Below are 18,343 nucleotides of genomic sequence, written 5' to 3' on the forward strand. Positions count from 1 at the left end.
CTCTTCGGTTTATCGGGGGACATGCTCAATGTCTTTTACTAAGAAACTTTCTCTCGGCACGGCGGCTATCGCCCTGCTGGCCGCAGCTCCGGCTGCTGTTCATGCTCAGGTGACGTCGTCGCAACTGCGCGGCACGGTCATTTCTGAAGCCGGCGCGCCGGTGTCCGGTGCTTCGGTCACCTTGATCCACCTTCCGTCCGGCACGTCCGAGACCGCCACGACGACCGGTACCGGTTCGTTCTTCGCGTCCGGCCTCCGCGTTGGTGGTCCTTACCGCCTGTTCGTGTCCGCACCAGGCTTTGAAGGCGACGTGATCGACAACCTGATGCTGCAGCCGGGTTCGCAAGCTCCGATCAGCATCCGCCTTTCCTCCGCCACCACCGATGTCATCACCGTGACCGGCCAGGCGATCAACTCGATGGACCTCAACAATGGCGTCGGTTCGTCCTTCTCCTCGCGTGACGTGTCCAACGCGCCGTCGCTCAATCGCGACCTGATCGACACGCTGCGCCTCGACCCGCTGGTTTCGCAGTCGGGCGAAAGCTTCATGTCGATCGCCGGCCAGTCGCCGCGCTTCAACGCCGTTTCCATCGACGGTTCGCTGCAGCAGGACAATTTCGGCCTCGGTTCGAACACCTATGCCACGAGCCGTTCGCCGATCAATATCGACATCGTCGAGTCGGCCTCTGTCGTCGCCGCCGAATACTCGGTCACCTCGGGTAACTTCCAGGGTGGTCTGGTCAACGTCGTGACGCGTTCGGGCACCAATGAGATCGACGGCGCTGCCTTCTACTACCGCGCTGACGAAGACTTCCGTGGCAATGTCACGGACGGCACCTTCGTCCCGTCGGTTCCGTACGAAGAAGAAGAGTACGGCATCTCGATCTCCGGTCCGATCATCGAAGACACGCTGTTCTTCCTGGTCTCCTACGACGAGTATACCGCTGCGGCTCCGACCGATCGTTCGGCGACCTATGAAAACGCCGGCATCGACCCGGCTTTCTGGACGACCCTCAACACGATGGTCCAGAATGAGCTTGGTTTCGACATCGGCTCGCGTCCGCTGCAGGAATCCTACCCGTCGACCTCCGAGCGCCTGCTCGCCAAGTTCGACTGGAACATCAACGAAGACCACCGCGCTTCGTTCACCTACCAGAACACCCAGGAAGTCGACACGTCGACCTCGGCCTACAACTTCGACACCGCCTTCTACGGCGTTCCGGTTGAAGTCGAAGCCATGACCCTGCAGGTCTTCTCGGATTGGTCGGAAAACCTCTCCACGACCCTGCGGATCTCCAACACCGAGCTGGTCAAGAGCCAGAGCTGTGGTGCCGGTTCCGACCAGCCGCAACTCTCCTTTGACGGCTGGACGGTCGCCGAGCTTGTCGGCACCCCGCTTGAAGGTCTCGCCACGTCGAACCTCAACAACATGATTGCCGGCTGCGACATCTACCGCCACGGCAACGAGTACAACGACACCCGTCTCGTCGTGTTCGGTTCTGCCGACTACACCTGGAACGAGCACGTCTTCACGGTCGGCGGTGAGTACGAACAGTTCGACCTGTTCAACCTCTTCGGTCAGCAGTCCAACGGCGAGTTCACCTTTGCTTCCCCGCAGGACCTGATCGACGGCATCGGCCGCGTCGAGTACCGCAATGTCACCACCAACAACGCCCTCGACGGTGCTTCCAGCTGGGGCTATGACCGCTTCACGCTGTTCGCCGAAGATACTTGGCAGCTGCGTGACGATTTCTCGGTCAATTTCGGCATCCGCTACGAGCGTTACAGCCAGGACGACGAGCCGTATTCCGATCCGGTCATCGCCGGCCTCTATGGTCGTGACACGGCTGCTAACCTGGATGGCAAAGACATCCTGATGCCGCGTGCCGGTTTCCGCTGGGATGCCGCTGACCGCACGACGGTTTCCGGTGGCTTCGGTCTCTTCTCCGGTGGTTCGCCGCTGGTTTGGACCTCCAACGCCTTCCAGACCCCGACGGTTTACTCGCGTCTCGACAACGCGACGATCACGAGCCTGACGGTGCCGCAGGCGCTGCTCGACGACGTTGCTTCGCAAGCCCCGGTCTCGATCGACATGATCGACCCGAACTTCGAAATTCCGGCCGATTGGCGCGCTTCTCTGCGTCTCGACCAGAGCTTCGACATGGTGTTCGGTGGCCTGGACTTCGGCAGCGACTACGTCTTCACGGCGCAGTACCTGTACTCGAAGGCCGAAGACGGCTTCGCCTGGCGCAACCTGGCTCAGCTTGAGCTTGGCTACACCCAGGGTGTCGCTCCGGACGGCCGTCCGATCTACGCCGACCTCGACGACCTCAATGAAGCCAACCTCACCATGCTGTCCAATGCGGATGGTGGTGAGAGCCATGTCTTCACGCTGGCCCTGTCGAAAGAGTATGAAAACGGCCTCGGCTTCAACGTGTCCTATGCCTACCAGGACGTTCAGTCCGCCCTGTATGACACGTCTTCGCGCGGCATCTCTTCCTGGCGTTCGCAGACGACGTCTGACCGGAACAATGTTTCGGCAGCCACGTCGATCTACCAGGTCGAAGATCGTTTCGTGACGGCCTTCTGGTACGAAACCGAGTTCTTCGGTGACCTGACCACCCGTCTCGACCTGATCGGCGAATTCACCTCGGGTACCCCGTACAGCTATAACTTCAACGTCAGCTCCTCGAACCCGCTGTTCGGCCGCGCCGGCCAGGGTGAGAGCCCGTATGATGGCGATCTGCTGTACATCCCGACCGCCAGCGACAGCAATGTTGTCTACGCGTCCGGTTTCGACCTCGCCGGCTTCGATGCCATGATCGATGGCAACGGCGTCGCCCGTGGCCAGATCTTCGAAGAAAACTCGCTGACCTCGCCTTGGAACCAACAGTGGGACCTGCGCATCCAGCAGGAACTGCCGTTCTTCTCCAGCGCGGTTGACCAGTGGGTCGGTGACAACCGCCTCAACATGGTGGTCGACATCTTCAACGTCGCCAACCTGCTCAATGACGAGTGGGGCACCCAGGTCAATGGTCCGTCGTACAGCCAAGCGCCGATCGTCACTGCCGACCTCGTGACGGCTGCCGATGTCGCCGCCAACGGTGTTGACGGTGCCACGGCCCTGACCGGCGATGCGCCGCGTACGAGCTGCGCCACGGCCGGTTCCTGCGTGTATCGCTTCAATGCCTTCAACGACTTTTACGCGAACTCCACGGCCAGCCGTGGCAGCTCGCTGTACTCGATCCGCGTCGGCATCCGCTACGAGTTCTAAGAACTCAAGCGACTGCAAACTCTGGAAGGGCGGCCCTCGGGTCGCCCTTCTTTTTTGCGCCTGGCCCCGTCATTTTTGCCGCTCGCCAAGCGTGCGGCTGCGTGATAGGTGCGCGGCCATGACGATTGACCTGCCCCACGAAACCGCCCGCCAATCCCGCCTGTTCACCTGCTGGCCGTCCGATGCCGAGCTGTGGGAGGACAATCTCGAACCGGCCCAGGCCGAGTTTGCGGCCTTCCTGAAGGCTGTGGTCGCGCCGTCGGCGACCGGGGTGACGCTGGATCTCACAATCCTTGCCTCGACGGCTCAGGCCGAAGCTTCAGCCAAGCGCGCGCTGGGGCACCGGGCCCGTGTTGTCCGGGCCGCCTTTGGCGATGTCTGGGCGCGTGATACCGGCCCGGTCTTCCTGCGCCGCGATGGTGAGCCGGTGGCGGTGCGCTTTCGTTTCAATGGCTGGGGCGGCAAGTACGAGCTGCCCGGCGATGACGCGATTGGCGGCGTGATTGCCAAGCTGGCCGGTGCGCGGGAAGTCGCGGTCGACCTGGTTGCCGAAGGCGGCGCGCTGGAATTTGACGGTGAGGGCACGCTGATCACCACGCGGCAATGCCTGCTCAATCCAAACCGCAATCCCGGGCTTGGCGAAGCCGACGTCGAAGCCGTGCTGAAACAGACGCTGGGTGTCGACAAGGTCTTGTGGATCGATGAGGGCCTGGTCGCCGATCATACCGACGGCCATATCGACAATATCGTCCGCTTCGCCCGTCCCGGCGTGGTGGTCTGCCAGAGTCCGTGGGGCGATGATGACCCGCAGGCCGAGGTGCTCGCGGCCATTGCGCGCCAGCTCGCCGGGATGACCGACGCCCGCGGCCGCCACCTGCAGGTCTGCCGCATACCCTCACCGGGCCGGGTTGATCTCGGTGATGGCGAAGTGGTGCCAGCCAGCCACATGAATTGGGTCATCGGGCCGCGCCATGTCGTGGTCCCGGTCTATGGTACATCGGGCGGTGAGGCGGCGGTTACGGCCCTGCGTGGAATTTTTCCCGATCATGAGGTGGTCGGCGCCTCGGCGCGTGCCATACTCACCGGTGGAGGGGCGTTCCACTGTGTGACCTGTCACCAAGCCGGAGAATGAGGATTGATCCGATCCACACTGACAGCCCTGTTCTGTCTCGCCAGCCTGCCCGTTGCCACCACGGCCTTGAGCGCCCAGCCGGTCAGCCCGTCCGACCCGGCCGCCGCGCCGGTCACCTACCCCTATCTGGAGACCCTCGAAGCGCGCCTTGATGCGGCCATGGCCGATCGCCGGATTGTCGGCCTGGTGGCGGCCGTGATCGAGGATGGCGAACCCGTCTTCTATTACACCCACGGTGAGACCGCGGCCGGGTCCGGCGAGGCGGTGACGCCGCAAACCCTGTTCCGGGCCGCCTCGGTCTCCAAGACTTTCACCGGCACCTTGTTGGGCCTGCTCGAGGCGGAGGGGCTGGTCGACCTGTCGGCGCCCGTTCCCGGCGACGTCCTGCGCCTGCGTGGAGACCGCCAGCCGACGCTGGAGGAAATTGCCAGCCACCGCACCGGCCTGCCGCCCAACGCCTATGATCTCGATCTGGAGGCCGGTCAGGCCCCGGACCGTATTCGCCAACGCCTGGCAAGCGTCGACCTGATGTGTCCGGTGGGGGATTGTTATACCTATCAGAACATCGCCTTTTCGGCGCTGGAGCGTGTCGTCGCGCAAGCCACCGGTGAGGATTTCTCTGCCGCCTTGCGCGGTCGTTTGATCGAACCGCTCGGATTGCCGGCGGCCTCGGTCGGCACCGCTGCCCTGACCGCTTCGCCGTCCTGGGCACGGCCGCACAGCGGCTGGCGCCGGATCATCAATCTGCCGGGCGATCCGTCGACGCCCTATGACGACATCCCGTCGGCCTCAGGGCTCAACCTGTCGCTGGAGGACATGATCGTCTGGGCGCAGCTGCAATTGGGCACACGGCCCGGCCTGTCCGATGCGGTGCGAAGCCGCATCCATTCGCCGCTGACCGACACGCTGCGCGAGACGCGCCGGCTCGGCGAACTGCGGGCCCGGGTCGATCAGACCTGGTACGGACTCGGCTGGCGCATCTATGACTGGGAAGGGCGGACGCTGGTCTTGCATTCCGGCTATCTGTCCGGTTATGGAGCGCAAATCGTGCTTGAACCGGAGACCGGTTTCGCCTTTGTGGCGCTGTGGAATTCCGACAATCGTCCGGCCTGGTGGCTGTGGCCGACAGTGATGGATCTGCGGACCGGCAACGGGCCGGGCACTTGGCTTGATCGCTTCGAAGAGGACTGACCCGATGGCAAGAACGATCAAACTGGCCGGCCTGCAGGCTGCTTTCGGCACCGATATGGATGCCAATATCGCCACGGTCAGCGCTCTGATCCGTGAGGCCGCCGACCAGGGCGCCCAGGTCATCCTGCCGCCGGAACTCTTTCAGGGCCCGTATTTCTGCAAGGTCCAGGACGAGGCCTTTTTCGCCACCGCGTATCCGGCGACGGAGCATCCCTGCGTCACGGCGCTGCAGCCGCTGGCGGCCGAGCTGGGCGTGGTCATCCCGGTCTCGATCTATGAGCGCGACGGGCCGCATTACTACAACTCACTGGTGATGCTGGATGCCGATGGCGCGGTCATGGGTGTCTACCGCAAGAGCCATATTCCGGACGGGCCGGGCTATATGGAGAAATTCTACTTCCGGCCGGGTGATACCGGTTTCAAGGTCTGGGACACGAAATTCGGCAAGATCGGGGTCGGCATCTGCTGGGACCAATGGTTCCCGGAAGCGGCGCGGATCATGACCATGATGGGCGCTGAAGTTCTGCTCTATCCGACCGCCATCGGGTCGGAACCGCATGATGACAGTCTCGACACGGCGGCGCGCTGGCAGCGGGCGATGCAGGGGCATGCGGTGTCGAATGTGATCCCGGTCCTGGCGGCCAACCGGATCGGCGATGAAGGCGGGCAGGTCTTCTATGGCTCGTCTTTCGCGGCCAGTCATACCGGCGAGAAGATCAGCGAGCTCGGTCGCAGCGAGACCGGCATTGTCAGCGGCGAGTTCGATCTGGACTATCTGCAGCGCCATCGCGCCGCCTGGGGCTTTTTTCGCGACCGGCGTCCCGATCTCTACGAACCCTGGTTCACGCCGCGCTCGTCCTGATCGCGGTGCCCGCCCGGTCCTGAACGGCGCCGCCGCCCGGTCGGCAACAGCATCACCACCACAAAGGCGACGGCAATGGCCGGCCAGCCAAAGGCGATGGCCTGGTCAGTCTGTCCCTGGGTCAGGCTGAAAGCGGAGGCGGTCAAGCCGCCGGCAGTCACGGTCGCTGCAGTGAGCAGCATGGCAAGGCTGTAGCCCATGCATTCCTCCAACACCCCCGGCTGGTCGTTATCATCGACCCCTCTGTGGCATCACCATGGCAGAAATCGGCTAACACTTGGTTTCCGACAGCGCGTGGTCGGGGCGCGGCGTCGGCGAGGGTGGACGGGAGAGGTCCCAATCCCGTATCACGAAAGAACTTTGTAATGTAAAGTGTGGTTGCATACGTCAGAGGAGATCGAGATGCGTACCACTCATGCGAAGCTAGGCCTGATCGCCCGGACCCATCACTTGCCGACACAACGCCTGCCAGCCGGATTGTCGGCCCGGTCCGGCCTGGCCCTCATCAGCTTGCTGGCCAGCCTGGGTCTCACCGCCCCGGCCCTTGCCCAGGACGACCCGCAACCGGCCCTGCCACTGCCCGGTGAAGCGCTTGCCGGCCTGGTCGGCGAGTGGGAGGGCTCCGGCTGGTCGATGAGCCGGACCGGCGAACGCCAAACCTTCGATGTTTTCGAGCGCGTCGAAAGCGTCGGCGGCGGCCGCGCGGTGATGATCCGCGGCCTCGGCTACGGTCCCGCCGGTGCCGGCCGCGACGGTCATCTCGCGCACGATGCGGGCGGCTATGTCACGCTCGGCGAGGACGGTTACCGCATGCTCGCCGTGGCCCTGAGCGGCGGGCCGGAAAGCTATGAAATGGTGATAACAGACGGCGGTTTCAACTGGACGATCCCGCTCGGCCCGGCCGGTCATGTCGCCTTCGAAGCCGTCTATGACGAGACCAGCTGGACCGAGACCGGCGAATATTGCAATCCGTCGGGCGCCTGTTTCCCGACCCTGTCGATGACCCTGACCCGGGTCGCTGACTGACGGCCCCTAGTGGGCGTTCACCAGCGCGCCGAGAATGCCGTCAATGATGAATTGGGCGGCGAGGGCGGCGAGGATGACACCGAGGATGCGGGTGATCATGGCGGCCATGGAGTCGCCGATGACCCGCATCACCGGGCCGATCGCCAGGAAGGTGATGAGACAGATGAGCAGGATCACACCGGCCGCGCCCAGCACGACGCCGCGCTCGGTCCAGCTGCTGGCATCCGACATGTAGAGCATGACCGTGGCGATCGCGCCGGGGCCGGCCAGCATCGGAATGGCCATCGGGAAGACCGAGATATCATCCCAGACTTCCGGATGCGCGTCATGCTCGTCCATGATGGTCTCGGCCCGGCCTTCGCGGCGCTCGGTGCGCTTTTCGAAGATCATTTCCAGCGCCATCAGGAACAGCAGCACGCCGCCGGCAATGCGGAAGGCGTCGAGGCTGATATGCATGGCGTTGAGCAGCCAGCCGCCGCCCAGCGCAAAGCCGAGCAGCACGCCGGTCGCGATCACCACCGACTTGATCGCCATGGCGCGCTTGTGCGCCTTGGGCGCGCCATTGGTCAGCGACGCAAAAATCGGCGCGACGCCGGGCGGGTCGATGGCCACGAAAAACGTGACGAGGGCAGTGGTGAAAATCTCGAGCATGACGGCATTCCTGTTTCAGTCGCCCGCATAACCGGGACTGCGAGCGAGGTCACGGAAAATTTCGCGCATGGACGGGCAGGATAGCCATGCAATTAAGCTGGGCGTTCAGTCCTCGGCCTCGTCACCTTCACCTTCCCGGCGACCATCAACCAGCTCCCAGCTCGCCTCCCAGCGGGGCTTGGGTACCGGCCCGCCGGCCTGGCGGGCGCGGCGAATGCGTTCCGCGTCCTCTTCGATCTGCAGGTCGATCTCGACCTCCTCGATGCTGGCACCGACGGCTCTATACCAGGCGGCCTTGGCCGAGCGCCGGGCCGCCTCGGCCTCATCATTCAACCGGATCTGCTCGCGGGCCAGCGCCACATCGGCCCGGGATTGGGCAATGAAATCCTTGGCCAGGTCGAGCAATGCCCGCGCCGCCCCGGTCATCCCCTGCATTCAGCGCCAGAGCGGCGGCGCCGAGGCAATGGCGGCCGGTTTCCGGCGCGCCCGCGGCCTCCCCGGCCGGCCGTGCCTGGATGATCGCCGCGCGCTTGCGCAGACGATGGCGGGCGGGGAGGCGACGTGACATGGGCTATCCTTTCCTGATGGCGTGAGTGGAGGGGTCGGGCAGGTTTGCCCGCGCCACGGTGTTGCCACCTGGCGATATGAGGGGTGCGGGGCCCGGCCGATGCCGGTTTTCTTTGACAATGTGAGTGGCACCGGTGGTACCCCGCACACGGAGATTTGGTCAGGGCCGTTACCGGCCCCGTCTCGAAACCGATGGGATGAGGCAGTCGAGCTTTGTGCTGCCGTCCCATCGATGGCCACGCCGGGTTGGTCTGGCGGTGTTTCCAGGCAACCGGACGAGCTCCGTACTCCCAACGCCCCCGGATCACCAATCCGGGCCTCGAGTAGCGCGGGACAACGGGGATTATGCGGTGGCGCCGATGGGGGGCGGATAAGTTTTGTGATTTTTTCGCTTCAGACACTGTCATTTCGGCGCAGGCCGGGGCCCGGTCTGCGAGGCAAGCTGTTGCCATGCTTGGCGAAATCGCGCGTGCGAGACTGGGTCCTGACTTCCGTCAGGATGACGGTGAAGGGGTGCAGGGCGGGGATAAGCCGCCTCTCCCCGACCGGGGAGAGGTCCCGGAGCGCGTCAGCGCGCAGGGGGTGAGGGGCGCGCCGCAAGGCGGCGCAAAGGAAAGTTTTTAATGGGCGCCGACGCGCCGCCCCTCATCGGCCCTGCGGGCCACGTCTCCCCGGTCGGGGAGACGCACCGCGTCCGGTTTCTGTCCCCCACACGCACCCCCCTCCCATTTTTCCCGGGCGAAGACCCGGGACCGACGGAACGAGGTTTCAAGCGCTGAGCCTCCGGTCGGTCCCGGATCGTGCTGACGCACGTCCGGGAAAAATGGAGTGGAGTGGGCGGCTCGCTTCAATACCAACTCCACCTTGTCATCCCGGACGTATGCCCGGCCCCGAGCCGGGCGGAGATCCGGGACCTATTGTCGCGAAGGCTCGCAGCGCCGGGCGTATGGGTCCCGGGTCTGCGGCCTGCTTGCGCAGGCCATTCGCCCGGGATGACAACCGAAATTTGCCCCCAACAAAAAAAGCCCCGGCGTCGCCGCCGGGGCTTTTTCTTTGACGCAGAACCAAGCGCTTAATCTTGGAACATATCCCCATACCGATGCCGGGGACGCTTTTCCCAGTCTCTCCGGTGATAGACGTCCGACGCAATAACCGGCGCCACCGTGCTCGCTTCCGCAAACACCATCTGTTCCAGCGCCACGTCGACCTTGCCCCAGGAGCAGGCTTCCTTGAGCGTCGAGGAGGAGCAGGCGCCGTCGCGGACGTCGGCGACGGTGATCTGGACGGCGTAGGCGTGCATGGGGACTTCGACGCCGAGGATTTCGGCGCAGACGACCGTGTCCTGGGCGAAGTTCTTGGGGACGCCGCCGCCGACCATGAACAGGCCCGTCTTGCCAGCCTTGATCTTGATGTCGGTGAGCTCGCGGAAATCGGCGACGCTGTCGATCGAGAGATAGGGCTGTTTGGCCTTCATCCGCTCGACCTGGTGCTTGACCAGGCCGAAGCCGGCGGAACAGTCCGAGAAGGCCGGGCAGAAGATCGGCACGCCCTGCTCATAGCATTCCTGGACGAGTGAGCCTTGCTTCTTGGCGTTGCCGTCGGCCAGCCATTTGCCCATCGCCTTGATATAGGAGCGCGATGAGCGCGGGCCGGGCTCCAGGAGGTCGGCGATTTCCAGTGTGGCGGCGTCGCAGGCCTGCAGCTCTTCCTCGTCGATATAGGTGTCGTAGATGCGGTCGATATAGAGATCGCGCAGCTCGCGGTCGTCGGGGATTTCGCGGGCCTGGTAATGCTTGAAGCCGAGGGCTTCGAAGAAGTCCATGTCGACGATGGAGGCGCCGGTCGAGACGATGGCGTCGACCATGTTGTTGCGCACCATGTCACGCCAGACATGCATGCAGCCACCGGCGCTCGTCGAGCCGGCCAGGGTCAGGATGACCGAGCAATCCGGATCGGCGACAGCCTGTTCCAGGATGCGGGCGGCACGTGCCGCATCGCGCGAGGTGAAGGACATCTTCTCCCAGGCGTCGATCATGTGGCGGCCGTCAAAGGCGGTGATGTCGATATGTTCGACCGGGTTGGACAGCAACTCGGCCTTGCGGTTGGATTTATCGCTCATGAAAGTCTCCCCGGGCCCGTGTCAGCGGACCCGATTGATCAGGCGCGTCGTTTCAGACGCGGGCGGCGCCGGCGGGCGCGGGCAAAATTGATGACCTTGGCGTCATCGTCTTCGGCTTGGTCAGGCTGGGCTTCGAACATAGACGGCCACGGCATATCCTCAACCGCCACGCGTTCGATTGTGCCGAAACCGTTGAAATCCGTGGCCAGCGCGGTGCCATAGGCGCCGAGCATGCCGATCTCGATAACGTCGCCTTCGCGGATGTCGGCCGGCAGTTCGAACGGGCCGGGAATGGCGTCCAGGCTGTCACAGGTCGGTCCGAAAAAGCGGAAGGACGCGGTCTGTTCGCCGGCCTCGTCAAGCGGCCCGCTGGCGCGGGGACGATGCAGGCGGACCGGGAAGGGCCATTTCGCATGCGCCGCGTCGAACAGGCGGCCATAGGCGCCGTCATTGAGATAAAGGGCGTCACCCTTGCGCAGCTCGACGCGCGTGAGGACCGACTCGGCCTCGGCCACCAGGGCCCGGCCGGGTTCGCACCACAGGTCCGCGTTTTCCAGCACCATCATCTCTTCGAAGGCGTCTTCGATGGCGGTGATGTAGTCGTCCATGCGCGGCGGCACCATGCCCGGATAGATCGAGGGGAAGCCGCCACCGACATCGACAATGTCGACGGTGACACCGGCCTGCACAATCAGGCGGCTGGCTTCCAGCATGGCTGAACGATAGGCGGAGGGCTGCATGCACTGGCTGCCGACATGGAAGCTGACACCCAGCTCAAAGGCATGGGCGCGCGCCTTGCGGATCAGCTCGGCGGCCTCATAGGCGGGCACGCCGAATTTGCCGGCCAGCGAGAACATCGCCCCGTCATTGGACACGGCCAGGCGGACGATCAGAGTGACGTCGTCAGCGTGATTGGTCTCTTCCAGGATCTTGGCCAGCTCGGCTTCGCAATCGAGCGCAAAAATCCGCACGCCGAACTCGTAATAGGCACGACGGATCGACTCGCGGCTTTTCACCGGATGCAGGAAAGCCATGCGGCTGTCGGGACAATGCTCCGCCACCAGCTGGATTTCCGGAATCGAGGCGACGTCGAAGAAGCGCGTGCCGGCCTTGTGCAACGCCTGGAGAATCCACGGCGCCGGGTTGGCTTTGACAGCGTAGAGGACTTCGCCCGGGAAATTGTCCTGGAACCAGCGCCCTGCTTCGGCAACGCGGTCCGGACGTACACAGACGACCGGACTTTCTACGTGCCGCGAACGGACCAGGTCCAGGGGAGTATGGTACGTGTGCAATTCACGTGACCCCCTGTTAGCAGTTAACCCAATCCGGCATCGTCACCTCCGCCGGGAAAAGCGCGATTAAAGTCAATTTCCGGGCGTGTAAAGCGGGAAATTTGCGGCGGCTGAATTTTCGTATCGGCATGGCGGTCTCCCTTTGCGGAGTGGCGCACTTTGCGGATCGGATCCGTGACATCGGACGGTCGCGCATCGCTACCGGTTAGGCAAGCCCGCAAAATAATTCCGTATCCGGATCAAAGAAAAGAAATGCTCTGCTTAGTATAATGTTTCGGCATTTCCCGAATTGACTGTAAACGAAGCGTTACATTCCGCAATGTCACAAAAATTTCAAACATCAATGCTTCGTTTGTGGCGGAATTGCCACCGTGGTGATTTTCTCAACATGGACAGCATCTAGCGGGTCATGACCCTCCCTGTCCCCAGTACTGGTAGGCCCGCCGTGTCGCATCCGGTCCTGAATCAGAACTGCAGTGTCATGCAGCCGTAACAATGCTGATGTTTACCCGCCTCCCGAGTGATCGGGGCGGAACGGGTCCCCTCGGTCGTCGCTGAAATTCATCCTTTCCCGGGGGACTTCCATGTCGGTGAAGCAAAACTTTCGCAAGCTCCTGCTTGTGTCCACTTCCTGCGCGTTTTTCGCGGCGTGCGCGGATACATCCATCTCCTCGCCAGGCAATACCAATGTCGGCACGCCTCCGGGCACCGGCGGCGGTGGTGGTGGCGGTAGCCAGACCACGATCGATCTGATCCCGGCCGGCGGCTGCGGCACCGGCTCGGTTCGCGAGACGTCTGTCACCAATGGCGACATCACGATCAATGCCTGTGAGATCACCGGCAACATCACCCAGAACACGACGATCGCGGCCAATGCCGGCGTGATCATCACCGGTCCGGTCTTTGTCGGTGTTGATGGCGGTGGTTCGGCGACGCTGGAAATCGGCGCGGGCGCGACCCTGTTCGGTTCGGCCGGTTCTGACTACCTGGTCGTTTCCCGCGGCTCGCGCATCGAAGCGGTCGGCACCTCGGACTCGCCGGTCGTCTTCACCTCGCGCCAGGACATTGAAGGCACGGCTGCACCGCTTGACCGCGGTCAGTGGGGCGGCCTGATCATCAACGGTTTCGCGCCGATCAATGCCTGTATCGATGGTACGGCTGCCGGTGGCTCTGCCGATTGTGAAAAGTCGGGCGAAGGCTCTTCCGGCCTGTTCGGCGGCGACAATCCGGCCGACAATTCGGGCATCCTGCGCTACGTCCAGGTCCGCTATGCCGGCTTCCTGATCAACAATGAAGACGAGCTCAACGGCATTGCCTTCCAGGGCGTCGGTTCGGGCACCGAAGTCGACTACGTCCAGGTCTCGAACAATGCCGATGACGGCGTCGAGATGTTCGGCGGTACGGTGGACGTCAGCCACCTCGTCCTTACCAATATCCGTGACGACAGCTTCGATTACACCGATGGCTGGATCGGCCGCGCCCAATTCGTTCTCGTCCGCCAGTCCGGCGACGATGCCGACCAGGGCTTCGAGTTCGACAATCGTGGCTCCAACAACACCCTGCTGCCGCGCTCCAACCCGCGCATCTCCAACTTCACCCTGATCGGTGAACGCGGTGCTGCCGAGTCGGATGACGGCATGCTGATCCGCGCCGGTACCGCCGGTGAGTTCTACAACGGCATCGTGGTCGACTTTGGCGAGCAGTGCCTCGACATCGACGACGCCGAGACCTTTGATCGTATCGGCGCTTCCGGTGCCGCTGGCGATGAAGACCTCATCATGCAGTCCATCGTTCTCGATTGTACCGAGAACTTCGCGGAAGCCGCCGGCGATCCGGTCGACATCTCGACCTGGTTCCTCGGTCAGCCCAACAATGCCGAGATTGACAATTCCATGTCCGGCGTGTTCCCGGGCCCGGTCGAGCAGGCCGTGACGGCCTTCGACATCAATGGTCTCGACAGCTGGTTCACCGATGTCGACTATATCGGTGCCTTCTCGGGAGCAGAGACTGCGGCCTCGAACTGGGCTGCCGGCTGGACCTTCAACCTGTTTGCCGATCCGGGCTGTCCGACGGGCACCACGGAATCGGTCGAAATCATCGACGGCCAGCGCATCTGCCAGATCTCCGGCAATGTGACGTCCGATCTGCACCTGACCCGTGGCTCGATGTATGAGCTCATCGGACCGGTCTTCGTCGGCGTTGACCGCGGCCCCGATCCGGCCAGCCCGCTGCCGTCCGGCATCGAAGTCGAGCTGACCATCGATCCGGGTGTCACCGTCTTCGGTTCGGCCGGTTCCGACTATATCGTCGTTACCCGCGGTTCCACGATCCGCTCGAACGGCACCCGTACCGCACCGGTCACGCTGACCTCGCGTTCGGATGTCGAGGGCACGGTTGGCGCCAATGACCGCGGTCAGTGGGGCGGCCTGATCATCAATGGTCGCGCCCCGATCAATGCCTGTATCGATGGTACGGCAACCGGCGGCACGGTCGATTGTGAAAAGTCGGGTGAAGGTTCTTCGGGCCTGTTCGGTGGCGCCACGCCAACCGATGACTCGGGCAATATCTTCTACACCCGTCTCCTGTACGCCGGCTTCCTGATCAACAATGAAGACGAGCTCAACGGCATTGCCTTCCAGGCCGTCGGTTCGGGCACCGAAGTCGACTACGTCCAGGTCCACAACAATGCCGATGACGGTGTCGAGATGTTCGGCGGCGCGGTCGATGTGAGCCACCTGGTCCTGACCGGTATCCGCGATGACAGCTTCGACTACACCGATGGTTGGGTTGGTCGCGCCCAGTTCGTGATCGTTTCCCAGTCTGGCGACGACGCCGACCAGGGCTTCGAGTTCGACAATCGCGGTTCCAACAACACCCTGCTGCCGCGCTCCAACCCGCGCATCTCCAACTTCACCCTGATCGGTGAACGCGGTGCAGCTGAATCGGACCAGGGCATGCTGCTCCGGGCCGGTACGGCGGGCGAGCTCTATAACGGCATCGTGGTCGACTTCGGCGAGGACTGCCTCGACATCGACGATCAGGAAACCTTCGACCGTATCGGCGCCTCCGGTGCCGCTGGCGACGAAGACATCATCATGCAGTCGATCGTTCTCGACTGTACGACGAACTTCGATGAGAGCGCCGGTGACACCACCGATCTCTCGACCTGGTTCCTGGGTCAGGCCAACAATGCCGAGATCACCCACACGATGACGGGCTATGCCTTCATCCCGGGTAATGCCGGTGTCGTGCCGGGCGCGACCGAACAAGCGGTCACCGCCTTCGACATCAATGGTCTCGACAGCTGGTTCGTCGACGTCGACTACATCGGCGCCGTCGAGGATGCCAACGACACCTGGTACCAGGGCTGGACCTTCCGCCGCACGCAGTAACGCAACCGCCTGATCCGGTCGGCCTTCGGGCCGGCCGGAGACGGTGTCTGTCAATCGCAGTCACATGGTGATGAAGATGAAAACCACACGATTTGCGCTCTCGGCTGCGTTGCTGGCGTCCACGACGCTCGTGCCGGTCGGGGCCCTCGCCCAGGACAATGATGAAGATGTCATCGAAGTCCGCTTCCAATACATTCCTGATGACCGCCGGGTGACGTCGGAAGTCGCCGCCTCGCTGTCGATCGACGACTTCGAAACCACCGGCGATGGCGATCTCGCCGCGGCCCTGGTCCGGGTCACCGGCCTGTCCACGACGGGCGGCCGTTTCGTGATCGTTCGCGGTCTCAACGAGCGTTACTCCAACACGCTCCTCAACGGGTCGCCGATGCCGTCGCCGGAACCTTTCCGCCGTGCAGCTCCGCTCGACCTCCTGCCGACCAACGTGCTGTCAAACGTCCTCGTCCAGAAGACGTTCTCGCCGGAATTTCCGGGTGAGTTCGGCGGCGGCGTGATCGGCATCGAAACCGCCACCCTGCCGGACGACCGCTTCTTCAGCGTCTCGATCAGCGCCAGCGGCGATACGGTCACGACCGGCAATCACGGCCTGACCTATGGCGGTTCTGACACCGATTGGCTGGGCTATGATGATGGTCTGCGCGACATGCCGGCTGAACTGGCCGCCATTTTCGACACGACCCGCGTCGGCAACAATCTGCCGGCCGATCAGCAACAGGCGATCGGCCGCTCGCTGGTCAATTCCGAACTCTGGGTTGTCCAGGAAATCGACACCGACGCCAATGGCTCGATCTCCTTCGAAGCCGGCGAGCGGTTCGACTTCGACAATTTCTCGCTCGGCATTCTGGCATCGGCTTCCTATTCCAACGATTGGGAAACCCGTGAAGGCCAGCGCGGCAAAGGTGCCATCGGCGCCGGCGACGAGCTGATCTATGAAAACGGCCCGCCCAGCGAAGACCGCACCGGTCTGGCCCCGCTTGGCGAAGGCATCAACAATTTCTACGGCACCGAAAACCGGATCGAGGCCTCCGGCCTTCTGTCTGTCGGCGTCGATTTCTACAATGACCACTCGATCTCCTTCATGACGATGGCGCTTCGTTCGACCTCGAAAGAGGCCCGTATCGAAGAGCAGTACAATGCCGGTTCGGCCGCCGTTGTGCGTGGTGACTACACCGAGTGGTTCGAGCGTCAGGTCCTGTTCAACCAGCTTCGCGGTGAACACCTGTTCGAAAGCCTGGGTGGCCTGTCTCTCGACTGGCGTCTGTCCGATGCCACGGCGACCCGCGATGCGCCCTATCAGCGCTTCGTGAACTACCAGTATGAAGTCGTTCCGCAGACCTACCGGTATGAAGGCGACATCAACGACAACTTCACGCGTTTCTCGGAAATCGAGGACAATACGCAGGACGCCGGTTTCGACCTCGCCCTGCCAGTGTCCTTCGGGGGCCTGGATGCCGAGCTGAAAGCCGGCTACTCCAACACCTCCCGCGAGCGTGATGCCTATACGCGCCAGTTCGCTTTCGAACAGGGTTCGGACGGCATCCCGGCGGATCTCCTGTTCTCGCGCATCGATCATATCTTTGCCGAGCAGAACATCGTCGACTCGCGTCTGCGTCTGGTTGAAACGGGCGGCCTGACTTTCCCGGAAGCCTATAACGGGACCCTGCACGTCGAAGCCTATTATGCCGGCGTCGATGTTGGCCTGACGGATTTTGTCCGTGCGGCTGTGGGTGCGCGTTTTGAAGAGGGCGTGCAAAAAGTCGACACCTTTGCCTTCCCGGCAAATGCGGCGGACAGCGGCCTGCTCGAAACCCGGATCGGCGAGGACTATGTCCTTCCGGCCCTGACCCTGACCTGGACCTTCGCTGACAATCTTCAGCTTCGTACCGGTTACTCCCAGTCGATCGCCCGCCCGCAATTCCGCGAGCTGGCCTTCGCCGAATTCTTCAACACCGATACGGACCAGCGTTTCCAGGGCAACCCGTTCTTGGTCAATACCGAGATCGAGAGCTACGACGCTCGCCTGGAATACTATTTCGGTCGTGACCAGTTCGTCACGGTCGGCGCCTTCTACAAGGTGCTGGAAAACCCGGTCGAGGAATACATCATCCCGATCGGTGACGGGCTGAACACCTCCTTCATCAACGCACCGGAAGCGACGTTGACGGGCGCCGAGTTCGAGTTCGAGAAGTCCTTCGACTTCTCGGGTCGCTGGGACACGCCGTTCTTCAATGACCGTGAGTGGTTCATCAAGACGAACTACACCTACATCCAGTCGGAAGTGACGGCGGATGGCACGGTGACGATTGCCCAGGGTGCCTTTGGCCGCCCGACGGCGATCGAGCTGAACGCCGCTGGTTTCGTGGAAGATGGCCGGGCCCTGCAAGGCCAGTCGGAACACCTGTTCAACCTGCAGGTCGGTTTCGAAACCTTCGACGGTCGCGCTCGCGGCGCCCTGCTCTACAACTACACGGGTGAACGTTCGCGCGCTGTGGCCAACCTGTCCGATAATCTCCCCGAGATCACCGAACAGCTGCCGGCCTCGCTCGACTTCGTCTACTCCCGCACCCTCGATCTGGGCGGGAATGACTGGGACTTCGGTTTCTCCGTCCGCAATATCCTGGGCGAGAATTATGAAGCCACCCAATCTGCTGGCGGCGTTGAACTGCCGGTCGACACCTATGACATCGGGACCTCGCTGAGCCTTTCGGTCAGCCGGACCTGGTAGCCAATGAAGACGGGGCGGACCGGCTGGTTCGCCCCGTTTTTTCACAACCCGACGATTAACCGCGAAACGTCGTAAAACTAACGGCGAACCGTCG

The 18,343-nt window shown here is 63.0% G+C and carries 12 protein-coding genes; 7 read left to right on the forward strand and 5 right to left on the reverse strand.

The window, feature by feature from the left end; all coding sequences use genetic code 11:
* The first annotated feature begins 28 nt into the window (after positions 1 to 28).
* From C7435_RS11935 to aguB, 4 genes are all read left to right on the forward strand, one after another.
* Entirely contained in the window at positions 29 to 3,274 is a 3,246-nt protein-coding gene (locus C7435_RS11935; RefSeq protein WP_121211744.1) for a TonB-dependent receptor, read from the forward strand.
* Positions 3,275 to 3,392: 118 nt separating this feature from the next.
* Positions 3,393 to 4,406 carry an agmatine deiminase family protein gene (locus C7435_RS11940; protein WP_121211745.1) on the forward strand — a complete coding sequence of 338 codons (1,014 nt, stop codon included), beginning with the start codon at positions 3,393 to 3,395 and terminating at the stop codon, positions 4,404 to 4,406.
* Between the two features lie 3 nt (positions 4,407 to 4,409).
* Positions 4,410 to 5,597, forward strand: a complete 1,188-nt coding sequence (locus C7435_RS11945; RefSeq protein WP_233350765.1) for a serine hydrolase domain-containing protein — start codon at positions 4,410 to 4,412, stop codon at positions 5,595 to 5,597.
* A 4-nt stretch (positions 5,598 to 5,601) separates the two neighbouring features.
* Positions 5,602 to 6,459, forward strand: coding sequence for an N-carbamoylputrescine amidase (aguB, locus tag C7435_RS11950; RefSeq protein WP_121211747.1), 858 nt, complete (start codon positions 5,602 to 5,604; stop codon positions 6,457 to 6,459).
* On the opposite strand, the gene C7435_RS11955 is transcribed toward aguB, so the two are convergent.
* On the reverse strand, positions 6,426 to 6,659 hold the full coding sequence (locus tag C7435_RS11955) for a hypothetical protein (protein ID WP_121211749.1): 234 nt from the start codon (positions 6,657 to 6,659) through the stop codon (positions 6,426 to 6,428). The two genes, aguB and C7435_RS11955, sit on opposite strands and share 34 nt — an antisense overlap.
* A 202-nt stretch (positions 6,660 to 6,861) precedes the next feature.
* Here C7435_RS11955 and C7435_RS11960 point away from each other — a divergent pair, with 202 nt between their 5' ends.
* Positions 6,862 to 7,485 (forward strand): hypothetical protein, encoded by a 624-nt coding sequence (locus tag C7435_RS11960; protein ID WP_121211750.1) that lies wholly within the window; start codon positions 6,862 to 6,864, stop codon positions 7,483 to 7,485.
* 6 nt (positions 7,486 to 7,491) lie between these two features.
* Here the strand turns inward: C7435_RS11960 and C7435_RS11965 are convergent, their stop codons facing one another.
* The 4 genes from C7435_RS11965 to C7435_RS11985 all read right to left on the reverse strand — a co-directional run bounded on the left by C7435_RS11965 (position 7,492) and on the right by C7435_RS11985 (position 12,114).
* Positions 7,492 to 8,136, reverse strand: a complete 645-nt coding sequence (locus C7435_RS11965) for a MarC family protein (RefSeq protein ID WP_121211752.1) — start codon at positions 8,134 to 8,136, stop codon at positions 7,492 to 7,494.
* A 105-nt stretch (positions 8,137 to 8,241) separates the two neighbouring features.
* Positions 8,242 to 8,571, reverse strand: a complete 330-nt coding sequence (locus C7435_RS11970) for a hypothetical protein (RefSeq protein ID WP_121211754.1) — start codon at positions 8,569 to 8,571, stop codon at positions 8,242 to 8,244.
* A gap of 1,204 nt (positions 8,572 to 9,775) precedes the next feature.
* A complete protein-coding gene (locus tag C7435_RS11980) occupies positions 9,776 to 10,822 on the reverse strand; it encodes a 1,9-bis(guanidino)-5-aza-nonane synthase (protein WP_075191568.1) in 1,047 nt (348 codons plus the stop codon).
* Positions 10,823 to 10,860: 38 nt separating this feature from the next.
* Positions 10,861 to 12,114 carry a type III PLP-dependent enzyme gene (locus C7435_RS11985; RefSeq protein ID WP_121211756.1) on the reverse strand — a complete coding sequence of 418 codons (1,254 nt, stop codon included), beginning with the start codon at positions 12,112 to 12,114 and terminating at the stop codon, positions 10,861 to 10,863.
* Between the two features lie 584 nt (positions 12,115 to 12,698).
* Here C7435_RS11985 and C7435_RS11990 point away from each other — a divergent pair.
* Positions 12,699 to 15,506: a beta-helix domain-containing protein gene (locus C7435_RS11990; protein WP_121211758.1), complete on the forward strand. Its 2,808-nt coding sequence runs from the start codon at positions 12,699 to 12,701 to the stop codon at positions 15,504 to 15,506.
* A 76-nt stretch (positions 15,507 to 15,582) separates the two neighbouring features.
* Positions 15,583 to 18,249 carry a TonB-dependent receptor domain-containing protein gene (locus C7435_RS11995; RefSeq protein ID WP_121211889.1) on the forward strand — a complete coding sequence of 889 codons (2,667 nt, stop codon included), beginning with the start codon at positions 15,583 to 15,585 and terminating at the stop codon, positions 18,247 to 18,249.
* Positions 18,250 to 18,343: the final 94 nt, after the last annotated feature.

The sequence above is a fragment of the Maricaulis maris genome, assembly GCF_003634045.1.
GTDB classification, from domain to species: domain Bacteria; phylum Pseudomonadota; class Alphaproteobacteria; order Caulobacterales; family Maricaulaceae; genus Maricaulis; species Maricaulis maris.